The sequence below is a fragment of the Pararhodospirillum oryzae genome (assembly GCF_007992075.1).
Lineage (GTDB): Bacteria > Pseudomonadota > Alphaproteobacteria > Rhodospirillales > Rhodospirillaceae > Pararhodospirillum > Pararhodospirillum oryzae.
Window position 1 is genome coordinate 1 of record NZ_BJZO01000071.1, and the last position, 20,212, is coordinate 20,212.

General features: G+C 66.6%; 19 protein-coding genes. 4 read left to right on the forward strand and 15 right to left on the reverse strand.

Annotated features, from left to right (window positions below; genetic code table 11):
• Window positions 1–47: 47 nt before the first annotated feature.
• From ROR02_RS12315 to ROR02_RS12330, 4 genes are read right to left on the reverse strand one after another with little or no spacing between them, the layout of a single operon-like run.
• Entirely contained in the window at window positions 48–854 is an 807-nt protein-coding gene (locus ROR02_RS12315) for an ABC transporter ATP-binding protein (protein WP_147164329.1), read from the reverse strand.
• Window positions 851–1,654 (reverse strand): ABC transporter permease, encoded by an 804-nt coding sequence (locus ROR02_RS12320; RefSeq protein ID WP_147164330.1) that lies wholly within the window; start codon window positions 1,652–1,654, stop codon window positions 851–853. The genes ROR02_RS12315 and ROR02_RS12320 overlap by 4 nt, the downstream gene beginning before the upstream one ends.
• Window positions 1,655–1,664: 10 nt before the next feature.
• Window positions 1,665–2,675, reverse strand: coding sequence for an ABC transporter substrate-binding protein (locus tag ROR02_RS12325; protein ID WP_147164331.1), 1,011 nt, complete (start codon window positions 2,673–2,675; stop codon window positions 1,665–1,667).
• 43 nt (window positions 2,676–2,718) lie between these two features.
• Complete coding sequence (locus ROR02_RS12330; protein ID WP_147164332.1) at window positions 2,719–4,686, reverse strand: TonB-dependent receptor; 1,968 nt, start codon at window positions 4,684–4,686, stop codon at window positions 2,719–2,721.
• Window positions 4,687–5,081: 395 nt separating this feature from the next.
• Here ROR02_RS12330 and recA point away from each other — a divergent pair, with 395 nt between their 5' ends.
• Window positions 5,082–6,161, forward strand: coding sequence for a recombinase RecA (gene recA / locus ROR02_RS12335; RefSeq protein WP_147164333.1), 1,080 nt, complete (start codon window positions 5,082–5,084; stop codon window positions 6,159–6,161).
• A gap of 255 nt (window positions 6,162–6,416) precedes the next feature.
• On the opposite strand, the gene ROR02_RS12340 is transcribed toward recA, so the two are convergent.
• Entirely contained in the window at window positions 6,417–7,175 is a 759-nt protein-coding gene (locus tag ROR02_RS12340; RefSeq protein ID WP_147164334.1) for a class I SAM-dependent methyltransferase, read from the reverse strand.
• Between the two features lie 90 nt (window positions 7,176–7,265).
• Between ROR02_RS12340 and gloB the strand changes: the two genes are divergently transcribed.
• The 3 genes from gloB to ROR02_RS12355 all read left to right on the forward strand — a co-directional run bounded on the left by gloB (window position 7,266) and on the right by ROR02_RS12355 (window position 9,456).
• Window positions 7,266–8,036, forward strand: a complete 771-nt coding sequence (gene gloB / locus ROR02_RS12345) for a hydroxyacylglutathione hydrolase (RefSeq protein WP_407672647.1) — start codon at window positions 7,266–7,268, stop codon at window positions 8,034–8,036.
• A gap of 1 nt (window position 8,037) precedes the next feature.
• Window positions 8,038–8,673 (forward strand): glutathione S-transferase, encoded by a 636-nt coding sequence (locus ROR02_RS12350; protein WP_147164336.1) that lies wholly within the window; start codon window positions 8,038–8,040, stop codon window positions 8,671–8,673.
• Between the two features lie 246 nt (window positions 8,674–8,919).
• Window positions 8,920–9,456 carry an SH3 domain-containing protein gene (locus ROR02_RS12355; RefSeq protein WP_246135531.1) on the forward strand — a complete coding sequence of 179 codons (537 nt, stop codon included), beginning with the start codon at window positions 8,920–8,922 and terminating at the stop codon, window positions 9,454–9,456.
• 201 nt (window positions 9,457–9,657) lie between these two features.
• On the opposite strand, the gene irrA is transcribed toward ROR02_RS12355, so the two are convergent.
• The 10 genes from irrA to infB form a co-directional block, all read right to left on the reverse strand.
• On the reverse strand, window positions 9,658–10,080 hold the full coding sequence (gene irrA, locus ROR02_RS12360) for an iron response transcriptional regulator IrrA (protein WP_147164338.1): 423 nt from the start codon (window positions 10,078–10,080) through the stop codon (window positions 9,658–9,660).
• A gap of 123 nt (window positions 10,081–10,203) precedes the next feature.
• Window positions 10,204–11,601: an NAD(P)H-dependent flavin oxidoreductase gene (locus tag ROR02_RS12365; RefSeq protein WP_147164339.1), complete on the reverse strand. Its 1,398-nt coding sequence runs from the start codon at window positions 11,599–11,601 to the stop codon at window positions 10,204–10,206.
• Window positions 11,602–11,668: 67 nt separating this feature from the next.
• Entirely contained in the window at window positions 11,669–12,469 is an 801-nt protein-coding gene (locus ROR02_RS12370; protein ID WP_147164340.1) for a glycerophosphodiester phosphodiesterase family protein, read from the reverse strand.
• Window positions 12,470–12,588: 119 nt separating this feature from the next.
• Window positions 12,589–13,275 carry a Fic family protein gene (locus ROR02_RS12375; RefSeq protein WP_218032813.1) on the reverse strand — a complete coding sequence of 229 codons (687 nt, stop codon included), beginning with the start codon at window positions 13,273–13,275 and terminating at the stop codon, window positions 12,589–12,591.
• Between the two features lie 10 nt (window positions 13,276–13,285).
• The gene (locus tag ROR02_RS12380) at window positions 13,286–13,465 is read right to left on the reverse strand and encodes a hypothetical protein (RefSeq protein ID WP_147164341.1); all 180 of its coding nucleotides are present in this window, start codon (window positions 13,463–13,465) and stop codon (window positions 13,286–13,288) included.
• 224 nt (window positions 13,466–13,689) lie between these two features.
• The gene (gene pnp, locus ROR02_RS12385; protein WP_147164342.1) at window positions 13,690–15,831 is read right to left on the reverse strand and encodes a polyribonucleotide nucleotidyltransferase; all 2,142 of its coding nucleotides are present in this window, start codon (window positions 15,829–15,831) and stop codon (window positions 13,690–13,692) included.
• A 385-nt stretch (window positions 15,832–16,216) separates the two neighbouring features.
• Window positions 16,217–16,486, reverse strand: coding sequence for a 30S ribosomal protein S15 (gene rpsO / locus ROR02_RS12390; RefSeq protein ID WP_147164343.1), 270 nt, complete (start codon window positions 16,484–16,486; stop codon window positions 16,217–16,219).
• A gap of 44 nt (window positions 16,487–16,530) precedes the next feature.
• Entirely contained in the window at window positions 16,531–17,451 is a 921-nt protein-coding gene (gene truB, locus ROR02_RS12395) for a tRNA pseudouridine(55) synthase TruB (protein ID WP_147164344.1), read from the reverse strand.
• Window positions 17,448–17,921: a 30S ribosome-binding factor RbfA gene (rbfA, locus tag ROR02_RS12400; protein ID WP_147164345.1), complete on the reverse strand. Its 474-nt coding sequence runs from the start codon at window positions 17,919–17,921 to the stop codon at window positions 17,448–17,450. Before rbfA ends, truB begins: the two co-directional genes overlap by 4 nt.
• Window positions 17,922–18,087: 166 nt before the next feature.
• Window positions 18,088–20,212: translation initiation factor IF-2 (gene infB / locus ROR02_RS12405; RefSeq protein ID WP_147164346.1), on the reverse strand; the 2,125-nt coding region annotated here is incomplete at its 5' end.

Consider the following 20,212-nt stretch of genomic DNA (forward strand, 5'->3'; position numbering starts at 1 on the left):
CCAGCAATTGGGCGTTTTCGACACCGGTTGGACCGCCCAGAACACCCTCAGCTACGTATAGAAGGGCACGACACAAGAGGCGCCCCCCCGACCGGGCCGAAGACGGCGCGCACGGCGGGGTGGGCGCCCAGGGCGAGAAGGGCGGGGGCAAGACTGTCCTCGGCCACGGTGGGGCCGCGGTCCGGGGCGCGGCCGAGGCCCGGGGCCAGATGGACCAGGCGGCCGGGCGTGCCCGCCATCACCGCGACATGGTCGCTGACCCGCAGGGCCTCGCCAAGGTCATGGGTCACGAACACCGCCGTGACCTGACGCGCGGTGACCTCGCGGCGCACCAGATCCTGGAGATCGCGGCGGCGCGCCGGGTCCAGGGCGTTGAAGGGCTCATCAAGCAACAGCAAGTCGGGCTCGATGGCCAGGGCGCGGGCCAGGGCGACCCGCTGGCGCATGCCGCCCGACAGCTGGGCCGGGAACTTGTCGCCGTCCTCGGGACGCAGGCCCAGGGTTTCCAAAAGCGCCTGGGCCCGGGCCCGGCGTTGGGCGCGGGGCACGTTCAGGCAGCGCAGGCCAAAGGCCGCGTTATCGCGCGCGCGCCGCCACGGCAGCAGGCGGGGATCCTGGAACAGGCAGGCCACCCGCGCGCAACGACGCTCCACCCGGCCCCGGGTGGGGGCCAGCAGGCCGGCAGCCAGGGAAAGCAAGGTGGTTTTGCCACACCCCGACGGCCCCACCAGCGCCAGCACCGCGCCCGCAGGCACCGCCAGGGTCAGATCGTCCACGATCAGGCGCCCGCCCGCCCGCACGCTGACCCCCACCCAGGCCAGGCCCGGCGGGACCTCGGGATCGGGCGCGCTCATGAGCCGCTCTCGGGCCCCAGGGGCGCGACATGGCGCCAGGGCTCCAAGGCCCGGTGCAACGGAATCAGGATCAGGCCCTGTACCCCCAGAAGCAGCAGAACGGTCAACGCCACCCAGGCCAGGGCATCGGCGGTTTCCAGGTTGACCCGCGCCAGGGCCAGGCCTTCGCCGATGCCGGGACTGCCACCCAGGACCTCGGCCATCACCGCCACCTTCCACGCCAGCCCCATGGCGGTCATCAAGGCGGGAAACAGGTACGAGAGCATGTGAGGGCCATAAAGATCGGCCACCCGCACCGCCAGGGGCGCGCGAAAGGCGCGGGCCATGGCCGCGAGATCCGGGTCCAGGGTACGGGTGCCCTGCAAGGCGCCGGCGATCACCACCGGCACGGTGGCCACCACCACGGTGAACAGGGGGGCAAGCCCGGTGCCCGCGAACCAGATGAGCGACAGCACCACCCAGGCGATGGAGGGAATGCCCAGGAACAAACGGGCCAGGGGATCGATCATCCGCCCCACGAACGGCCACAGCCCCGCAAGCCCCCCGGCCCCCACGCCGATGACGGCGGCCACGGCAAAGCCCCCCAGGGCATGGCGCGCGGTTTCCAGGGCCGCCTGGGCGGCCACGCCACTCGTGACCAGGCTCCCCAGCGCGCGCAGCGTCTCCAGCGGCGAGGGGAGCACCAGCGGCCCGTAGGCGTGGTGCCCCCCCTGCCACGCCGCGATCAGCAGGCCAAAGCCCAGGACCGGCGCCACCGCGCGCGCAAGGCGTCCACCGCCGGTTCTGGGAAAAGAAGGCATGACGCCTCTCTCAGGCCGACCAGTAATAGCCGTCGTCGGGCAGGCGGCCGCCGGTGATGTCGGGATTGAGGCTCATCAGGCTGGTGAGCAGGAACTCGATGTCCTCGCGGGCGTCGGCCGACGCGGTGACCTGCAGGCGCACGTGGGGGATCGACTGGGCCAGCACCGGCCCCTTGACCCCCAGGTACTCCTCGCCCAGGCGCCCGGCGCTGACCGGGTTGTTGGTCACCCATTCGGTCGCGCGGATGCAGGCCTCGTGAAAGGCCTTCACCACCTCGGGGTGACGCTGCACCAGGTCTTCTTGCACCCCGAGGCCGGCCTGGGCGATGCGGGCCGGCCGGCCGGTCTGGCGGGCCAGTTCGGCGGTCAGGTCAAGGGCCCGGAACAGGCTGCGGCCGCGCTGGCGCCCCTGCATGATCGCGGCCGAGGCCGAGGGTTCGGGCAACACCGCGATGTCGGTGCGCCCGGCCAGCAGCAGCTGCGCCGCTTCCATGGGCGAGCCCACATAGGTGATCTCCACGTCCTGGCCGGCCTTCAGCCCGGCGTGGCCCAGCACCAGACGGAAGATCAGGTCGGGGGCATCGTTCTTGAACGCCACCACCACCTTGCGCCCGGCCAGATCCTCGGGGCGCTGCACGGCCTCGTCGGCCGCGATCACGTGGAACAAGCCCCAGGTGAGGATGTTCAGCATCCGCACCGGCACACCCCGGTTGCGCAGGTTGGCGCAGGAATAGGACGGGTTGGCGAACAGGTCCACCTTGCCCGACAGGGCGCCCGCGCGCATCTGGTCGGGGTTTTTCCACAAGCTGAACGACACGGGGTCGGCCAGCCCCGACGCGGCGAGGGTTTCGGCGGCGTGGGCGATCACCACCGACGGCGCCGCCGGCATGGCGGTGATGGTCAACGACGGCAGGTCCGAGGCCGACACGCGCCCGGCGGGCAGGCCGGCCACCCACGCGGCGCCGGCAGCGGTGCCGGCCAGGGCCTGGGCCAGGAAGGTACGGCGATCAACGCGACTCATGGCGGTTCTCCAAGGCAACGACTCCGGTTGAAGGCGGCGCGTGTTAGAAATTCATCACCGTCCACAGGAAGAAGGTGCGCCCGGGCGCGTTGACCGGCCCCGGATTCGTGGTATCGACCGCGTACTGGGGCACCAGTTCGGCGTATTCGGTGTTGAACACGTTGGAAACGCCCAGCCGGATTCCGATGCGGTCGTGCACCTGCACGCCGCCGTAGAGATCCAGAACCGTGAAGCCGGAAATATCCTCGGGGTCCAGGCCGGTGCCGGTGTTGGTATCGTCGTCGGCGTCGGAAGGATCGGCGACCGCGCGCACCTTCAGGCCCACGTTCCAGGTGCCTTGCGTGCTCAGGCGGTCGTGATAATCGGCGAGGAACACCGCCTCGGCCGGGGCCACGCCATACAGGCCCCGGTCATCGTCCAGGTTTTCGGCCCAGGTCACGCGGCCATAAAGACCGGTGGAAAAGGTGCTGGTCACGTTCCATTCGGCCGAGGCGTTCACGCTGGCGAACTGGGCATCGACGTTGCGCCGGGTCAGGGTGTTGTCGCTGGCGCGCTCGGCGCTGATGAAATCGTCGACGTAATCATACGAAGCCGAGGCCGCGAGCTTCACGGCCGGGCCCTGCGCCAGCGCCGCCTTGCGTCCGAAGGCCGACCAGCTCGCGGTCTTGTAGCTGGCCCCGGTTTCGATGCGGTAGTGCGCTTCCGGATCCAGGCCGGGATTGCCGACGTGGCGCATGGCGCTGCTGCCGTGGTAACGGGCGAAATAGAGTTCCTGGTTGTCGGGCAGGCGCGCGATGCGCCCGACGCTGACGTGGGTATCGACGGCCTTGTCCATCCACTCCTGGCTGAGGGTCGCCACCGCGCTGACCCCGTTCAGGAAACGGTCGGTGTCGTCGGTGCCGGCATAGCGCGAGTACAAGGCCCGCGCGGTGGTGGTGCTGGCCGCGCGGGTGCCGGCCGGATTGAGCCAGGTCAAGGTATCGTCGGCGCGTCCCAGGCCCGTGGTCGCCTGTTCCCAACGCAGCCCCATGTCCAGCTTGCCGGCGGCCATGTTCAGGGCCGACTGGGCGTACAGCGTGGTTTCGAAGCGGGTGATGTCGGGATACTGAAAGGCCGACAGGGTTTCCAGGGTCGAGCCGCCGTAAATGGCGCCATCGTGGTTTTCGTACATGCCCCGGGCGCCGATGCGCAGCGGCACGGTGCCAAGGCGCAGATCACCGTACCCGGAGGCTTCGATCTGGTGGCGGTCGATGTCGGCTTTCTGGCGCTGGCCGGGCTGCTTGGCGGCCTGGAGGTCGACGTTGTTGTTGTCGCGGTCCAAGACCAGGAGCCGGGTTTCGCCGTGCACCTTTTCCACGGTTCCGTCCAGGGCCTTGTCCAGCATCACCCGGCCGATGTAGCGGGTGGTCTTCACGGAATCCATGCCGATTCCAAACGCCCCGGTGGCGTCGTGGATCGCGGTTTCCGGCATTTTGTAGTCGCGAATCTCGTCGCGGATGAAAATGGTGCGCAGCGTGGTGGCGCTGTCGGGCTGGTAGGTTGCGATCAGTTGCTCGGTGTCGCGGCCGTATCCGCTGCGAACCGTGTCGCCGTCGCCATCCTGGTACGTGCCGGCCCATTTGTAGGTGCCCACGCCGCGCAGCATGAACGCCCCGACTTTCTGGCGGGCGTCGACGAACGCCTGGCGGGCCTCGCCGTTGTCGGTGAGGCCAAACCCGGCCACCACCGGGCGGGTGGTGTTCAGCACCGAATCAAGCGCCCCCAGTCCCGCCGACGGCGCGTCCGGATCCCACTCATCGGTCTTGAAGGCCCAGTCCCCGGGCAGCCGGCCGACATCGTAAAGGGGCATGATCGCCATGGGGCCCCGCTTGTCCCACTGATCAAACGCCGGAAAAAGTTTGTTTGCTTCCAGCATGGTCAGCTTTTCGTCGGCGGCAAGCGCGGGCGTGGCCGAAACCACGGCCACGGAGCCCAGCAAGAAGGCGGCAAGCCCGGTGTGGTGCCTTGTCATCAAAGGAGTCCCTTTCCTCGACGAACGAGGTCCTCCGCCAGGCAGGGCGGGCCCGCGCCCCCCGGCTCGCCCACGCCTCCACCGGGGAGATCCCCCTATCCCTGGTGGGCCGTTCGGCAAACGACAACCACCAGTCCGTTATGTCTTTCAACCTCCTAACGGTAAGCCCCAGAGTCCCTAGGGTCAAGAGCGGGCTGCGGGTGTTTCGCAATATGAACCACCCAGAGGGTGCGTAAAACGACACCACGGCGCTGACTTCGCACGCAATGCGCAGGGTAGAGCCCCGAACAAAAAAAGAACGCCCACCCCGAAACAGCCCTTGCGAAGCGGAACAAACGGCGTACATTTATGCGGGTTGCGCCGGCGCAAGGGGCCGTGGGATAAGGAGGCTGCACATGTCGCAAAGCGTGTTGCGTCTGGTGGACAGGGAGACCATGGACAAGCAAAAGGCTTTGGAAGCCGCCGTCGGGCAGATCGAACGCTCGTTTGGCAAGGGCTCGATCATGCGCCTGGGCGAGCGCGAGCGCGTCGTGGAGATCGACGCGATCAGCACCGGCTCGCTTGGCCTGGACATCGCGCTGGGAGTGGGCGGCCTGCCGCGCGGGCGCATTGTTGAAATCTACGGCCCGGAAAGCTCGGGCAAGACGACCATGGCCATGCACGTGGTCGCCGAGGCGCAGCGCAAGGGGGGGGCTTGCGCCTTCGTCGATGCCGAACACGCCTTCGACCCGGCCTATGCCCGCAAGCTGGGCTTGAACCTCGAAGAGCTGCTGGTCAGCCAGCCCGACACCGGCGAACAGGCCCTGGAGATCGCCGATACCCTGGTGCGCTCGGGCGCCATCGACGTGCTGGTGATCGACTCGGTCGCCGCCCTGGTGCCCAAGGCCGAGCTGGAAGGCGAGATGGGGGATTCCCACGTCGGCCTGCAAGCCCGGCTGATGAGCCAGGCCCTGCGCAAGCTGACGGGCACGGTGTCGCGCTCCAACACCTTGATCATTTTCATCAACCAGATCCGGATGAAAATCGGGGTGATGTTCGGCAACCCGGAAACGACCACCGGCGGCAACGCGCTCAAGTTCTATGCCTCGGTCCGCCTCGACATCCGGCGCATTGGCTCGGTCAAGGACAAGGAAGAAATCGTCGGCAACCAGACCCGGGTGAAGGTGGTCAAGAACAAGGTCGCGCCGCCCTTCAAGGTGGTGGAGTTCGACATCATGTACGGGGCCGGCGTTTCCAAGCTGGGCGAGATTCTCGACCTCGGGGTCAAGGCTGGCCTGGTGGAAAAATCGGGGGCGTGGTTTTCCTACAATTCCACGCGCATCGGCCAGGGGCGCGAGAACGCCAAGCAGTTCCTGCGCGACAACCCGGTGATCGCCGAGGAAATCGAAAACGCCATCCGCGCCAATGCCGGCCTGATCGCCGATCGCATGATGGGCGGCCAAGGCGGCGAGGACGCGCCCCCGGCGGAGGAATAAAGCGAAAGCCGGAAAAAGGGAAAACCCGGTTCCGATCGTCGGGCGAAAAAAGGACCTGGAGCGCATTCCGATCGAAATGGATCAGTGAATGCGCTCTCGTTTTTTGAAGTGTCGCATTTTCGAACCACCGAAATGGTGTCCATTTCGGCTGAAAATGCTCCGAAATCCGTCAATTTCAGACAGAAGCGGACAGACTCTTCATTTGTTTATTCTGTCTTTTCGGGAAAAGCGGTGCCCCCTTTTCCCTGACAAATCCTAAGGGTCGCGCTCGCGGGTGGCCGGGCCGGTCACCGACGGACCGCGCAAGGCCTGCGGCAAGGCCAGGCGAACCCGGCGCGCGGCATGGGCCCGCAACACCGGCGCGGCGAATTCCTTGGCCGCCTCGGCAACCACCACACCACCAAACCCCGCGCACCACCGCGCGCCCAGCCGTTCCACCGCCGACGCCGAGCCCAGCAGCACCCGCGACTCGACCGGAGGCAGAAACAGCGCGGTGGTCGAGCGAATCGGGGCGAACAGCGTATCGTGAAGCAGGCGGCTCAACTGGGTGGGGGAATAGGGCTGGCCCATGGCAAACGGCGAGCGTTCCAGGCGGGCCCACAACCCGGCCCGATTGGGCACGATCACCATCAGGCGCCCCTGATCGGTCAGCACCCGCCAGCATTCGCGCAGGACTTCCCGGGGGTGGTGGCTGAACTCCAGGCAGTGGATCAGCAACAGCCGGTCCACCGACCGGTCGGGCAGCGGCAGGTCCTGTTCATCGACCAGGGCGGACAGGCACGGCTCGCGCGCGGGCCAGCGCACCGCCCCCATGCCGGCCGGCAACAACACGCTAAGGCGCTCGGCCTCGCCTTGAAAGGCCCGCAACACCGGGGCCGCATACCCCAGGCCGGCAACGCGGGCGTTGGTGACATCCGGCCAGCAGGCACGAACACTCCCGCGCAGCAGCCTTCCGCTGACCTGCCCCGGGGTGCTTTCATAATACGTGCGAAGCGCGACGACATCCGTCCACATGCCCGCACTATAGCAGACGCCCACGCCTTGCACACGCCCGCGTGGGGGCGCATCATGGCGCACACCGACGCCAACCGAACAGGTGCGCCCGTGCAACCCCTTGTCATCGTTCCCCTTCCCGTTCTGTCCGACAACTACGCCTTCTTGCTGTTCTGCCCGGACAAACGCGAAGCGGCCGTGATCGATCCCGGCGACGCCCCGGTGGTGCTGGCGGCGCTCCAGGCACGCCGGCTCACCTTGAAGCTGATTTTGAACACCCACCACCATCACGACCACACCGGTGCGAACTTGGCGGTCCAGGCGGCGACGGGATGCGCCATCGCGGGCTTTGGCCCCGACAGGGCGCGCCTGCCCGGCCTCACCCGGCCCCTGGACGCGGGCGCCACGATCCCGCTTGGGGCCGGACAGCTGCATCTGATCGAAACCCCGGGCCACACCACCGGGCACGTGGCCTATTACTGCCCGGAGGCCGGCGCCCTGTTGAGCGGCGACTGCCTGTTTTCCATGGGCTGCGGCCGCCTGTTCGAAGGCACGCCGGCCGACATGTGGGCCTCGCTCAGCCGCCTGCGCGCCTTGCCCGACGAAACCCTGGTCTACTGCGGCCACGAATACACCGAGGCCAATCTGCGCTTTGCCTTGAGCGTGGATCCCGGCAACCCGGCCCTCCGGGCCCACGCCCACGCCGTTCACGCCCTGCGGGCCGCCGGACAGCCTTCCGTGCCCGCCCGGCTTGGCACCGAGAAAGCCGCCAACCCGTTCTTGCGCGCCGACGACCCCGCCCTGCAACGTGTGCTGGGGCTGGAAGGTCACGACCCGGTGGCGGTGTTCGCTTCCCTTCGCCAACACAAGGATCGGTTCTGACATGATCGACGCCTCCGCCTCGGGCCGCCTGCGGCTGCGCTACTCCCCCACCTCGCCCTTTGTGCGCAAGGTGATGGTGTTTCTTCATGAAACCGGCCTGCGCGATCGCGTGGACCTGGTGCCCACCGATGCCTGGAGCCCGGAAACCGATCTGCGCCAGGATACCCCGCTGTGCAAGGTGCCGGCCCTGATTCTGCCCGACGGCACGGTGATGCCCGAAAGCACCCTGATCTGCGACACGCTCGATCACCTGCACGACGGCCCGCGCCTGTTTCCCGAAGGACCCGCGCGCGTTCCCGCCTTGCGGCTTCTGGCGTTGGGGGATGGCGTGATCACCGCGTGCGTCGTGCGCATCATTGAAGGGCGCTATCGCACCACCGACGACAAACAAGCCTGGTGGCTCGGGCGCCAGACCGCCGCCATCGCCGCCACCTTGGACCTGCTGGAGGCCGAGGCCGCTGCCCTGGCGGCAGCCCCCTTGTCCATCGGCCCGCTCACCATCGCCGTGGCCTTGTCGTATCTTTCGTTCCGCTTCCCCGGCGATGCCTGGGCCGAGACCCGCCCGGCCCTGGCGGCCTGGCACGAAGACTTCTGCAAGCGGCCCTCGATGGTGGCGACCCAGCCGCCGGCCGCCTGACACCTCCCCCAAAACCCAATAAAAGAGAAAGGGTTAGCGAAGGGGTCCACGCCTTGCGCCAGGCCAGGGGGTACCGGAACCGAAGCCGGATCACCCCCGGCTCTTCCGGCCCCCCTGCCTTCCGGACTTGACCCGGCCCCGGCCCAACCGTTCTAATGGGGCTCGGCGGGGCCCTTCTCGACGCTTCTTGACAGGAAGAAGGTCCAAAGGTCCCCAAACGCGGGAGATGACAGCAAAGACATGACCATGGCGCGACGCGGCGGAGTAGGTTTGGTCATCGCGGCCCTGGTCTGTACGGTTCCAGGGGCCGGCACGGTTCATGCCAGCGCCCAGCAGGCCGCCCCCCAGCAGGAAATCGCCCCCAGCGGCTTGCCTTTGCCCCGTTTTGTCTCGCTGCGATCGAATGAAGTGAACATGCGTTCGGGCCCCGGGACCCGGTACCCGGTGATCTGGATCTACCGCCAGCGCAGCTTGCCCGTGGAGATCATCGCCGAATACGACAATTGGCGAAAAGTCCGCGACCACGAAGGCGCGGAAGGCTGGATCCAGCAAAGCATGGTGGTTGGCTACCGGACCTTCATCACCCTGGGCGCGGTGCAGGTGCTGCGCGCCGACCCGGGACCCCAGGGGCGGCCGGTGGCCCGGATCGGGCCCAACGTGGTCGGGCGGCTGCACAACTGCCCGGCGGGATCGGCCTACTGCCGGGTCGAGGTCGCCGACCGCCAGGGGTGGCTCCCACGCGCCGGCCTGTGGGGCGTGTATCGCGACGAAGTCGTGGATTAAGCGGAATCCCGACAGCCACACAGCCCTGATCCGTGAGCGGACCGCATCCGCGAGACGCCTCGGATCGAACAAAAACAAAACCTGTCGTCACCCCCCAGCCATCGAAAGCTGGGGCGAAGGGGGGCTCCTGCCCGAAAAGCAAGGGGGCGCGCGACAGGGAAGGAACACCGCCGGACCGAATGGCTTCAACCGGTCAGGGTTTCACGCACAAGCGGCCAGGCGGATGATCAGGTCGACGGATCGGACGGTGGCCCCGTCCGGAATGTCCGGCAGGCGGGCGATGGCCACGTCCGCCGCCGGAATGTCGATCAGCATCCCCGATTCCTCGAAATAGAAATGGTGATGACTGGTCGTGTTGGTATCGAAGTAGGAGCGACCGGGGTCAACCACTACTTCGCGCAGCAAACCGCCCTCCGTGAACTGGTGGAGAGTGTTGTAAACAGTGGCCAAGGACACCGATACGTTAGCTGCCATCGCCTCGTTGTGGAGCGTCTCCGCGGTCACATGTCGGGTCGTTCCGCTCTCGAACATCAACCGGGCGAGGGCGAGCCTTTGTCGGGTTGGCCGCAGACCCGCAGCCCGCAGCTTGTCCAGAAGCGGCCGATAGGGTCGGTAGTGGTTCATTTCACGGTCCCCCGTTGAAAAAAACGGCTTCAACACAACAGTCGCGTGAAATGGACCCAAAGTCAAGAACCACTCTTACGGAGGCCAATCTTCTCCACAGATCCGGGTGCTTACATACCGCCGTCAGTCGCCGGTGAGGATGCGTTCGACCAGTTCGCGCATGGTGGGAACCCGACCGTTCGCGTAAAACGGGTCCGTTGCAAAACGAAAAGCGTTATGCCCCGCAAACATCAGGTTGTGCTCAACATCCTTGCCGTGCGCGACCGCCTGAAGCGTCTTTTGAATGCAAAACGACCGCGGATCGGCCCGCTTGCCCGTGGTGCCTTCCTCGTTTTGCGCCCAATTCGAGAATCCACAGCCCGACAGGCACCCCATGCAATCGTTTTGATCCTGGCGAATCTCCTGGCATTTTTCCGGAGTCACGAAAATCAACGTGCTATCGGGGGTACGCAGGGCCTCGGTCCGCCCTTCCGCCATCCAGGCGCGGGCATGTTCCACATCATCGGCCCGTAAATACACCGGCCGCCCGCGCGGACCCAGGGGGAACGCCACCGACAGCTCGCCCTCCGGCATGCTGCCATAGGGAATCTGGTGCTGCGAGCGCTCCACCAGTTCGTCGATGAAGGCGTTGCGCACCGCCGAGCTGTAGAACCCGGTGGGGCTGAAGCGGTGCAAGAACACATCGCCCGGCCGAAGGTTCATCAGCCGTTCGCGCCAGGTGTCGCGCACCGGGCTTTCGGCGGTCAGCAGCGGCCGGGTGCCAAACTGGAACGCAATCGGGCCCAGGGTCGGATTGTCGATCCAGTCTTCCCAGTCGCGCAGGTACCACACGCCCCCGGCCATGAAGATCGGCCGCTCGGGCGCGCCAAGATCGCGCATGGTCTGGCGCAGTTCCTGGACGCGCGGCATCGGTGCTTGCGGCTTTTCGGGGTCTTCCGAGTTCGACAGGCCATTGTGCCCGCCGGCCAGCCACGGATCCTCGTAGACCACCCCGCCCAGCCAGTCGGAGAACCGGGAATACGACCGCTTCCACAACGCGCGGAAAGCGCGCGCCGACGACACGATCGGGTAATAGTACACCCCGTGACGGGCGGCGATCTCGGCCACCCGGTAGGGCATGCCGGCGCCACAGGTCACCCCGTGGATCATGCCGCGCGCGCCTTCCAGCACCCCTTCCAGCACCGCCTCGGCGCCGCCCATTTCCCACAACACATTGATATGCAAACGCCCTTCGCCCCCCGAAACCTCGTGGGCGATGCGGGCCTGGGCGATGCCGCCCTTGATCCCGAACTCGATCAATTCTTCATGACGGGCGCGTCGGGTGGTGCCCCGGTATGTCTGGTAGACCAGGTTCCCGTTCTCGTCGTAGAAATCCGCGTTCACCGCGCTGATTGTCCCGACCCCCCCGGCGGCGGCCCAGGCGCCCGAGCTATGGCCCGTTGACACCGAAACACCCTTTCCGCCCTCCACGAGCGGGAGGACTTCCTTGCCCGAGATCATGACCGGATTGATTTTCTTCACCGGGACCTTCCCTCCAGATTCCACGAACTGTTGTTATGCGTAACGTGCCCCGGGAGGCAAAAAAAACCTAGGGCGCCTGTTCCTCCGGAACAGCCTGGCCCTCGGTCCTTGCGGCGGAGCGATCGGAGACGTTGCACGCGCCGGCCAGCAGGTCGGCCGGGCGATCCGAAATAATGGCATCAGCCCCCCCTTCCCACAAGGCCACGGCGCGGGCGGGATCGTTGACTGTCCACACCGCGCTTGACAAGCCTTCTTGCTGGAGTACCGCGAAAATTTCTGGACGACATAAAACGTCATCCATGTGCAGTGCCCGGCACCCCAGTGTCCGGGCCGTCATCAGCGCGGAATCGATCGAAAAGGAAGAGGCCCCGGCCGGTGGCGCCTCCACCAGCAAGGCACGCGGCCAGGCCGGGCAGGCGCGGGCGATGGCCGCCAGCGCCTCGGGATCGAAACTGGACACCCACGGCACCGGCGCGCCCCCAGGCCACGCGGCCCCCATCGCCGGCGCGGCCGCCACGGCCTTGATTTCCAGGATCATCCGCAATCCCAGGCGGGCCGCGAGGGCCGCCGCCTGGGCCAGGGTGGGCACCGGTTCGCCCGCGAAGGCCGGATCGAACCAGCCGCCCGCGTCCAGGCCCGCCAGGGCCGCCATCGGAAGGGCGGCCACCGCGCCGTGCCCCGAGGTGGTGCGGTCCACCGTGTCATCGTGCATCAGGAGGGGAACCCCGTCGGCACTCAGCCGCACATCCACCTCGACCCAGCCCACCCCCAGGGCCCGCGCGCGGGCCAGGCCGGCCAGGGTATTCTCGGGGGCCTGGGACGCGACGCCCCGGTGACCGATGACCCCCGTGGGTTTCTCCTCGCCCATGCGCGCCCCCTGCCGGCTAGAGTGAGACCCGAAAAGTGGGAAGCGCCTTTCGGATCAGTCGAACGCAAAAATCCTGGAACTTCTCAGGAAAAAATGGACACCACTTTTCCCTGAAAAGCTCAAACAGCAGTCTCTCTCAGAGGACCGCCATTGGCTTGCTCTATGACGCTAAGGAGCTGGTTTCCTAGCATGTTTTTTAAAAGAGTTTCCATGGCTGAAACATCTGGCTTATAATTTTCATCCACACCCCCATCCAAGCCGACGCGTTTGGAACAATATTCCTGGTATTTTCCATCCGCCTCTTCCAAGGCGTTAAAATACTGCGTTCGATCGTTTTGTATCTGCTGGGGAATGGTGGGAAAGCCTGGCAAAAGGTAGCCAAGTTTGATTGACAAAATTATGTACGACAACATCCTGCTTGTTCGGCCGTTTCCATCTGAAAACGGGTGAATCCAATTATGCCGCCACATCACATAGGCGGATAAATGGAACGCCGTGCATTCGTGCCAGTTATTGTTAACGTAGTCACACATCTCCTGCACCAGCCCCGGAACCAGATGGGGCTCCGGAGGAGCATGCCTGCTTTCCGTGATCTGCACGGAGGCCGTTCGCCATTCACCTGGATTTGGTTCAACGTCCTGGACCGCGATTTTCTGCAGTTGGCGAATGACCCCAGGAAAAATCAGGAACGGCCTGCGTTCCTCCGTGAAGGACCGTATGATCTCGATGCCGAGATCGTACTGCCTCAGACCGTTTTGAACTTCTCTCTCTGCTGCCTGTAGCTTCTTGTCCTGAAGCCCAGCCACGATCCACCCCCTATTCGTGGGAACGAGAAGGCATGGCCGCAGCGTTGCGCGAAACCATTTCTTCTGTGATGCGGCTGTTTTCGATTGCCGTGTTTCCGTACACGAAACTGCAGCGCTGCGCTTCGCGCTGTTGGTCCGTGACCTGCACGGCCTTCGCCATCTCAATGAGCTGCGAGATACTGGTGGGCATCTGATGTCCTCCGTCAACCGTCCCCGCCAGGGGCGGGCGATTGATTGGTTACCTTGCTTATCACGGCCTTCAAGGGCCGAAATCGGGACATCGTGCGACAGTGCATGGGTGAATCTGTCGGGTCAAGACGCCAGGAAGGACTCCGGACGCCGTCCGCTTCACTCCGAAGCGGACAGGCACCAGGAAGCCCGCTCCCGGCGCGATCCGGGAGCGGGCCCATGGTGTTACGCCTCGGGGGATTCCCCGGCCGCGTCGGCCGTCCCGGCCAGGTCGGCGCCCGTGGCCTGGTCCACCTGCTTCATCGACAGCTTGACCTTGCCGCGATCGTCGAAGCCGATGCACTTGACCTTGACCGCGTCGCCCACGTTGACCACGTCGGACACCTTGCGCACGCGCTCTTGCGACAGCTCGGAGATGTGCACCAGCCCGTCGCGATTGCCCAGGAAGTTCACGAAGGCGCCGAAGTCCATGATCTTGACCACCTTGCCGGTGTAGATCACACCCACCTCGGGTTCCGCGACAATGCCACGGATCCAGTCCACGGCGCGCTGGCTGGCGTCGCCGTCGGACGAGGCGATCTTGATGGTGCCGTCGTCCTCGATGTCGATCTTGGTGCCGGTGGTTTCGGTGATCTCGCGGATCACCTTGCCGCCCGAGCCAATGACCTCGCGCACCTTCTGCGGCGGGATCTTGATCGTGGTGATCCGGGGCGCGAAGTTCGACAGCCCCTCGCGGGCATCGCCCAGGGCCTTGGCCATCTCGCCCAGGATATGGGCGCGACCGTCGCGGGCCTGATCGAGCGCGATCGCCATGATCTCACGGGTGATCGAGGTGATCTTGATGTCCATCTGAAGGCTGGTCACGCCCTTGGCCGTGCCCGCCACCTTGAAGTCCATGTCGCCCAGGTGATCCTCGTCGCCCAGGATGTCGGACAGCACGGCGAAGCGGTCGCTTTCCTTGATCAGGCCCATGGCGATGCCCGCCACCGGCGCCGCCAGGGGCACGCCCGCGTCCATCAGGGCCAGCGAGGTGCCGCACACCGTGGCCATCGACGACGAGCCGTTGGATTCGGTGATTTCCGAAACCACGCGCACCGTGTAGGGGAACTCGGCCTTGGCCGGCAGCATCGGGTGGATGGCGCGCCACGCCAGCTTGCCGTGCCCGATCTCGCGCCGCCCCGGCGACCCCAGCCGCCCCGTCTCGCCCACCGAATAGGGCGGGAAGTTGTAGTGCAGCATGAAGTTTTCGCGGTATTCGCCTTCCAGGGCGTCGATGATCTGTTCGTCCTGGCCCGTGCCCAGGGTGGTGACCACCAGGGCCTGGGTCTCGCCCCGGGTGAACAGGGCCGAGCCATGGGCGCGCGGCAGCACGCCCACCGTCGCCTCGATCGGGCGCACCGTGCGGGTGTCGCGGCCATCGATGCGCCGGCCGGTGTCGAGGATCGCGCCGCGCACGATCTCCTTTTCCAGGTCCTTGAACACACCAGAGGCCAGGGCCAGGGCCTCGGCGTCGTCGGCCAGGGCCGTCATCACCGCGTCCTTGACCGCGTCGACCCGCTCGTGACGGGCCATCTTGTCGGCTTGGGCGTAGGCGTCGCGCAGGCCGGCCTCGGCCAGTTCGCGCACCCGCGCCTCGACGCGCTCCAGGGCCGGCGGCGGCGGCTCGACCGAACGCGGATCGCGGGCGGCCCGCTCGGCCAGGTCGATGATGGCATCGATCACCGGCTGATAGCCTTCGTGACCGAACATCACCGCGTCCAGCATCTGCTGTTCCGAAAGCTCCCGGGCCTCGGATTCCACCATCAGCACGCCTTCGCGGGTACCGGCCACCACGAGGTCAAGGGCCGAGCTGGAAAGCTGATCACGGGTCGGGTTGAGCACGAACGCGCCGTCGATGTAGCCCACCCGCGCCGCGCCGATCGGGCCCAGGAAGGGCAGCCCCGAGAGCGTGAGCGCCGCCGAGGCGCCGATCATCGCCACAATGTCCGGATCGTTTTCCATGTCGTGGCACAGCACCGTGGCCACGATCTGGGTCTCGCTCCGATAGCCGTCCACGAACAGGGGGCGGATCGGGCGGTCGATCAGACGCGACACCAGGGTTTCGCGCTCGCTCGGGCGGCCTTCACGCTTGAAGAAGCCCCCGGGGATCTTGCCCGCGGCGAACGTCTTTTCCTGGTAGTTGACGGTCAGGGGGAAAAAGTCGAAAGCCGACGGCTTGCGTGCTCCCACGGCCGTGCACAGCACGGTCGTATCGCCCAGGCTGGCCATCACCGCGCCATCGGCCTGACGGGCCACCTTGCCCGTTTCCAGGACCAGCGTGCGACCGCCCCATTCGATTTCCTTGCGGAACACTTTGAACATGGACATGCGTCTGTTCTTCCTTTGCGTTGCCATCGCCGCCGGATTGCGCCGGCCGTCTGGGCCCGGGAATGAAAATATCGTTCCCCCTGCCGCGCCAGGGCGCCGCAGGGACCGGATCCATCGGCCGGGGGAGCATCGTCGATCCCACGAGGCCAAGGGCACCCCGAAAGGGCGCCTGCTTCATCGTGTGCCCGCGAAGCACACGTCCTTCGCTTCCTTGCGGCCTTTCCAAACAAGCCGGCAAGGTCCTTCAAGCGGGCCAGAATCGGGCCTGAAGCGCAAGCCCCTTCGTCTTCATGGCCGGCCGGCCGGGTGTTTTCCCGGGACAAAATAGGGAAAAGCCGGATCCCCGCCCGCGAAAAGCGACCAAGGGACCCGGCTTTTGGAAGACCTACTTACGCAGGCCCAGGCGCGCAATCAGAGCCTCGTAGCGCTTGACATCCTTGCGCTTGAGGTAGTCCAGCAGACGACGGCGCTGGCCGACCATGATCAGAAGACCCCGCCGGGAGTGGTTATCCTTCTTGTGGATCTTCAGGTGCTCGGTCAGAGCCGTGATGCGGTTGGTCAGAATGGCGACCTGAACTTCCGGCGATCCGGTATCGTTCTCCTTGGTCGCGAATTCCTTGATCACCTCTTGCTTGCGCTCGGGCGTGATCGACATCGGGCAGTCTCCTAAAGTCCAGGTCCGTCCCCTAAGGGAGCAGCCTAGAGGTTGATGACGCGCATGGGACGGATTTCCGCCCCGGCGACCCGAGCCAACGCCACCACCTTGCCATTGCACAACGCCTGCACGGCTTCGCCTTGGGCGAGGCCATGGACAGGCGTCCGGCTTGCCAGGGACAAAAGGGATAAGGCCTGTCCTTGGGACAGGCGGCGGGCTTCTTCCTCGATCAAAGGCACGGCCGGGATGTCGTCCAGCGCGGCCTCGATGGGAAGAAGGCATCGGGCTACGTCATCCTGCCCCAGTTTCGCCAGGTCTTCCAGCGAAATCGCCGATTCCGCCCGGAACGGTCCGCACGACAGCCGGCGCAGGGTTTTGACATGGCCACACGTGCCCAGCGCCAAAGCCAGGTCGCGCGCCAGGGCGCGCATGTAGGTGCCCTTGCCCGACACCACCCGCAACACCGCCTCGTCGGGGGTGGGGCAGTCCAGCACGCTCAGGGAATCAATGCGCACCGGACGCGGGGCCAAGATCACGGGCGCATCGGCCCGGGCCAGCGCGTAGGCCCGCTTTCCGTCCACCTTCACCGCCGAGTAGGCCGGCGGCACCTGCTCGATGGTCCCGGTGAACCGGGGCAGCATGGCCTCGATCGCCGCGCGGGTCGGACGCACCGGGCTGGTCTGGGTCACCTCCCCTTCCCGGTCATCGGTATCGCGGGCCTCGCCCCAGGCCACGCACACCTCGTACACCTTGGTGCCATCCATGACATAGGCCACCGTCTTGGTGGCCTCGCCAAACGCCAGGGGCAAAACCCCGGAGGCCAGGGGGTCCAGCGTGCCGCCGTGCCCCACCTTGGCCGCGCCGGTCACCCGCCGGGCCATCGACACCACGTCGGTGCTGGTCACCCCCAGGGGTTTGTCGATCGCCAGCCAGCCGTGAACCGGCCGCCCCCGGCGCCGGCTCATGAGCCCTTCCTTTCGGTGTCCGGATCGTCGTTCCGGTCGTCGTCCGGATCGCTGTCCTGCTCCTCGTCCCCGGTCGCCGCCGGCGTGCCTTCCAGGTCGCGGCGCACCACCGGGTCTTGCAACAAAGCGGCGATGTGCCCCGCCTCGTCGAACGACTCATCGGGTTCAAAGCGCAGATCGGGGGTGTAGCGGGTGGTCAGCCGGGCCGCGATGCAGTGGCGCAGGAACGGTTTCGCCCGGCGCAGGCCCGCCAGGACCTCGTTCATGTCGCCGCCGCCCAGGCGCATGACAAAGGCGGTCGCCGCGCGCAGGTCGGGGCTCACCCGAACCTCGCTCACCGTCAGGGCCAGGCCGGCCAGCGCCGGCTCGTGGATATCGCCACGTTCGAACACCTCGGCCAGGGCGTGACGGATCTCCTCCCCCACGCGCAACTGCCGCTGGGAGGGGGCTTTGCCGATCGATCGGGGCATGATTGGACCTCGTGGAAAAACGGCGGGGTCCCGGGCCGGGTACCCCCGCAAGGGGCCCGACGGCCCCAAAGTCAGGTCAGGCCTTCTGAACAGGGCCCATGCGACAACGCCTTCACCCCTCCCGGCCTTTCGCAAGGCCGGGAGGGGTGAAGAAAACGGGCGTTGGTTACAAGGTCGCGGCCACTTCCTCGACCTCGATGCACTCGATCACGTCGCCCACCTGGATGTCGTTGTAGTTCTCGAACGACATGCCGCATTCGTAGCCCTCGCGCACTTCGCGGACATCGTCCTTGAAGCGCTTGAGCTGGGCCAGCGCGCCCTCGTGGATGACCACGTCGTCGCGCAGCAGGCGAACCTTGGTGCCCCGCTTGACGATGCCTTCCGTGACCATGCACCCGGCCACCTTGCCCACCTTGGTGATGTTGAACACCTCGCGGATCTGGGCGTAGCCGATGAAGTGCTCCTTGTACGTCGGCTCCAGCATGCCCGAGAGCAGCGCCTTCACCTCGTCCGCCACCGCGTAGATGATCGAGTGGTAGCGGATTTCGATCCCGTCGCGGCGCGCCATGTCGCGGGCCTGCGGGTTCGCACGCACGTTGAAGCCCACGATCAGCGCGTCCGAGGCCTTGGCCAGGGTCACGTCCGATTCGTTGATGCCGCCCACCGCCGCGTGCAGCACCCGGATCTTGACGTCGTCGTTGCCCAGCTTCTCCAGGGTGCCGACCAGCGCCTCGACCGAGCCTTGCACGTCGGCCTTGATGACCACCGGCAGTTCCCGGGCCTCGCCGGCCTGGATGCGCTCGAACATCTGTTCCATGGTCGAACGCGCGCTGCGCACCTGCGCCGCCTCGCGTTCCTTGCGCTGACGATATTCGGAAACCTCGCGGGCCCGGTTTTCGTCCTCGACCACCACGAAGTCGTCACCCGCCGCCGGCGTGCCCTGGAAGCCCAGAACCTCGACCGGCATGGCCGGCGTCGCCTCGTTCACGCGGTTGCCGCGATCGTCGACCAGGGCGCGCACGCGGCCCCACTCGGCGCCGGCCACGAAGATGTCGCCGACCCGCAAGGTGCCCTTCGACACCAGGACGGTGGCCACCGAGCCCCGGCCCTTCTCGACCTTGGCTTCAACCACGACGCCGCGCCCGGCCCGGTCCGGATTGGCCTTCAGGTCCAGGATTTCCGCCTGGAGCAAGATCGCCTCTTCCAGCTTTTCCAGGTTCAGGCGCTTCTTGGCCGAAACCTCGACGGTCAGCACGTCGCCGCCCATGTCCTCGACCACCACTTCGTGCTGCAACAAGTCCTGGCGGATCTTGTTCGAATTGGCGTCGGGCAGGTCGATCTTGTTGATCGCCACCACCATGGGCACGTTGGCGGCCCGGGCGTGGCGAATGGCCTCGATCGTCTGCGGCATGATGCCGTCGTTGGCCGCGACCACCAGCACCACGATATCGGTCACGCGGGCGCCTCGGGCCCGCATGGCGGTGAACGCGGCGTGGCCCGGCGTGTCAATGAACGTGATGCGCTGGCCGGAGTCGCGGATCACCTGATAGGCACCGATGTGCTGGGTGATGCCGCCCGCCTCGCCGCTGACCACGTTGGTCGAGCGCATGGCGTCCAGAAGCGAGGTCTTGCCGTGGTCGACGTGACCCATGACCGTGACCACCGGCGGACGGGACACCAGGGCCTCCTCGGGCTCGTCCCCGGTATCGACCAGGCCCAGCTCGACATCCGAATCCGAAACGCGGTGCACCTGGTGGCCAAACTCACCCACCACCAGCTCGGCGGTATCGGCGTCGATGGTCTGGTTGATGGTCGCCATCACCCCCATCTTCATCAACGTCTTGATCACGTTGGCGCCGCGCTCGGCCATGCGGTTGGCCAGTTCCTGCACGGTGATGGTATCGGGAATGACAACGTCACGCACCACGCGCTCGACCGGCAGGTTGCCCTCGGCCTTGCGCTTTTCCTTTTGCTTGGCCCGACGCAAGGCCGCCACCGAACGCCCGCGCTCGGTACGCTCCTCGCCGGTCAGGGCGGCCGAAATCGTCAGCTTGCCCCGGCGCTTGGGCTCGGCGCGCTTGACGGGCGGGGTCTTGGGGGGCACGGCGCCTCCCCGGGGACCCGCCACCTTCTTGCGGCCGTCCTCGTCGTCCTCGTCGCGGCGCGGGCCGGGACGCGGGCCCTCGGTCGTGGGCGCGGGACGGGGGCCCGGACGGCCCCCCTCGGCGCCCGCGCCAGCCACCGGCGCCGGACCCCCAACCGGGCGCGGCCCGGCCTGCGGACGCGGCGGC